This window comes from Pseudomonas sp. GL-RE-26, assembly GCF_019956275.1.
Lineage (GTDB): Bacteria > Pseudomonadota > Gammaproteobacteria > Pseudomonadales > Pseudomonadaceae > Aquipseudomonas > Aquipseudomonas grandcourensis.
Genome location: NZ_JAHBDI010000071.1, coordinates 1 through 2,884, shown reverse-complemented (window position 1 = coordinate 2,884; position 2,884 = coordinate 1). Strand labels below are relative to the sequence as shown.

Sequence of the window (2,884 nt, the reverse complement as noted above, 5' to 3'; positions counted from 1 at the left end):
ATCCCCCCCCTTTCTCGCCGGGGCAACCATTCCCCACTATTGGGGAAAATTCCCCCGAGGTTTCGATCACAGCGGCGCATCCGCGGGCAACCCCTGCAAACGCCGATACTGGTTCAGCACGTTGGGCACATAACGCTGGGTCTCGGCGAACGGAGGGACCACGTTGCCCCGGCTGAGCACCGCTTGCGGGCCGGCGTTATAGGCCGCTACGGCGAGGCGGATATCGTTGTCGAACATCGTCATCAAGCGCTTGAGATAGCGGGCGCCGCCCTGGATGTTGGCCTTGGGGTCGTAGACGTTGGTCACTCCCATTTCGCGGGCGGTGTCGGGCATCAGTTGCATCAGCCCGCGAGCGCCCTTGGGTGAGGTGGCGCGGGCGTTGTAGCTGGATTCGGTCTTGATTACTGCGTGCAGCAGCGCCGCCGGCAGTTCGTTGGCCTTGGCCGCCGCCGCCACCAACTCGGCATAGGGTTGCGCGGCGATCATCTGCGGTTGCTGATCGAGGCTGACCACCGCCGCATCGGGCTCATGAATCACCCGCTCATAGTGGCGTCCCGGGCGGTGGACATTGGACAGGACGTAGCTGCCATTGGCGTCCACGGAAACAAACACATCGGCCTGTGCGGCACCGGCCAACACAAGAAGACCCAGCAATCCGGTGGTGAGTGTTTTCATTGTTATACCTCCCCTTCCGGCCCCGAAAATTGGGGGAATTGCCCCAATGGCCAGTCGTGCACCAGCCATACGCAAGCACTGTGCCGTAAGCGAGAAGGCCCGTAATACGGGGGGTGTGCCAGGGTCGGCAATCGTGAGCATGGCAATTGCATGCTGTTACATAGCAACTACATAGCAACTACATGGCAACTACATGGCAACTCTGCTGCCGACTGTTATGAGGTCATCATGAATCAGCGACTGTGTTATGCCCGGCGAACCCAAAGCGGGTTCACCTTGCTCGAACTGTTGGTGGTGCTGGTGGTATTGGGGCTATTGGCCGGCATCGTGGCGCCGAAGTATTTCGCCCAACTGGGCCGTTCCGAAGTGAAAGTGGCCAAGGCGCAGATAGAAGGCTTGAGCAAAGCCCTGGACCTTTACCGCCTGGAGGTCGGCCATTACCCATCGACCGAACAAGGCTTGCAGGCGCTGGTCACCGCCCCCGCCGACGAACCGCGCTGGACCGGCCCGTACCTGCAGAAAAAACTCCCGCAAGACCCCTGGGGCCGCAACTACAGCTATCGCTATCCAGGTGAAAACAGCGAGTACGACCTGTTGTCCATGGGCAAGGACGGGCAGCCTGGTGGCGAAGGCGAGAACGCCGAAGTCACCAACTGGAACTGACGGGAATGGCGACCATGCGCTTTCATCTCAAGGCCGTCGGCAAGGCCGGTGTGGTCTCGATGACCGTCGAGGCACCGGGGCACACCGAAGCCAGGCGCATCGCCGAAGACCAGGGCCTGCGGGTGGTCAGCCTGCACGCCGAGCGCCATTGGCGCGCGTTGCGCCTGCACAAGCGCGAGACGTTCAACCTGGTGTTGTTCAGCCAGGAACTGACCACCTTGCTCAACGCCGGCCTGCCGTTGATCGATGCGCTGGAAAGCCTGGCGGAAAAGGAAACCGCGCCACAAGCGCGCAAAACCTTGAGTGAACTGGTGCGCCTGCTTTACGAGGGCAAATCGTTTTCCCAGGCCTTGAGCCAGCTGTCGGCGGTTTTCCCGCCGCTGTACGTAGCGCTGGTGCAGTCCAGCGAAAAGACCGGTGCCGTGGGCGATGCCCTGGGCCGCTATGTCAGCTATCGCCAGCGCATGGACGAGGTTCGCCAGAAGATCATCAGCGCTTCGATCTACCCCTTGCTGTTGCTGGTGGTGGGCGGTGGCGTGGTTTTGTTTTTGATGGGGTATGTCGTACCGCGCTTCAGCCTGGTGTTTGAAGGGCTGGGGTCGAACCTGCCATGGATGTCGCAGATCCTGATGAGCAGCGGCATGTTCCTGCACGCCCACCAGGGCGAATTCTTCGGGGGCTTGCTGGCCATCATCGTCGCCCTCACCCTGCTCCAGCGCCAGCCAGCCTTTCGTCGGGGGCTGGACCGCCTGATCGAAAAACTCCCCGCGGTGCACCAGCGCATCTTCATGTATGAGCTGGCGCGCTTCTACCGTTCGCTGGGGATTCTGCTGCAAGGCGGCATTCCCCTGGTCACTGCCATGGGCATGGTCCGTGGCCTGCTCAGCGTCGCCTCCCGCACGCGCCTGGACCAGGCCTGCGACCGGGTGCGCGAGGGGCAATCACTCTCTACCGCGCTGGAGCTCAATCACCTGGTGACCCCCGTGTCCCTGCGCCTGCTGCGTGCCGGCGAACAGTCCGGCAACCTCGGGCAGATGATGGAGCGCAGTGCCGACTTCTACGACGAAGAAATCAGCCGCTGGATCGAATGGTTCGTGCGGCTGTTCGAACCCTTGCTCATGACCTTCATCGGCCTGTTGATCGGGGTGATCGTGATCCTGATGTACATCCCGATTTTTGAACTGGCCTCGAGCATTCACTGACCCTTTGGAGCTGCCCCATTAGAAGCGGATCCGGCCGTACGTCGCATTCTTTTTCAACGTTCCAGCCGAATAAATCGGTTCGTTGAACTGTTCATCTAGTTCCCACGGGAAAAAAAAGCAGCACATTGCAAAGTTCATCAACGTTCCAATCTGAATAAAAAGACGGAGAACGACATGCTCATCAATAAGCTTTTACTGGCAGTAGCTATTGGCGCGGTTCTGTCGGCGTCTACCGTATTGATTCCGGACAGCCTGTCCGGAGTTTCCAGTGCTCAGGCCAAGGACGGGGGTAGTGGCGGCGGTGGTGGCGGAAGTGGTGGTGGCGGTGGTGGCAGCGGCGGAGG

3 protein-coding genes are annotated in these 2,884 nt (G+C 60.7%); 2 read left to right on the top strand and 1 reads right to left on the bottom strand.

The window, feature by feature from the left end; all coding sequences use genetic code 11:
- Positions 1–66 precede the first annotated feature (66 nt).
- A complete protein-coding gene (locus KGB07_RS26555; protein ID WP_046043456.1) occupies positions 67–675 on the bottom strand; it encodes a lytic transglycosylase domain-containing protein in 609 nt (202 codons plus the stop codon).
- A 228-nt stretch (positions 676–903) separates the two neighbouring features.
- Between KGB07_RS26555 and gspG the strand changes: the two genes are divergently transcribed.
- Both gspG and KGB07_RS26545 read left to right on the top strand, forming a co-directional pair.
- Positions 904–1,338, top strand: a complete 435-nt coding sequence (gspG, locus tag KGB07_RS26550) for a type II secretion system major pseudopilin GspG (RefSeq protein WP_046043455.1) — start codon at positions 904–906, stop codon at positions 1,336–1,338.
- Positions 1,339–1,352: 14 nt separating this feature from the next.
- A complete protein-coding gene (locus tag KGB07_RS26545; RefSeq protein ID WP_046043530.1) occupies positions 1,353–2,540 on the top strand; it encodes a type II secretion system F family protein in 1,188 nt (395 codons plus the stop codon).
- Positions 2,541–2,884 lie beyond the last annotated feature (344 nt).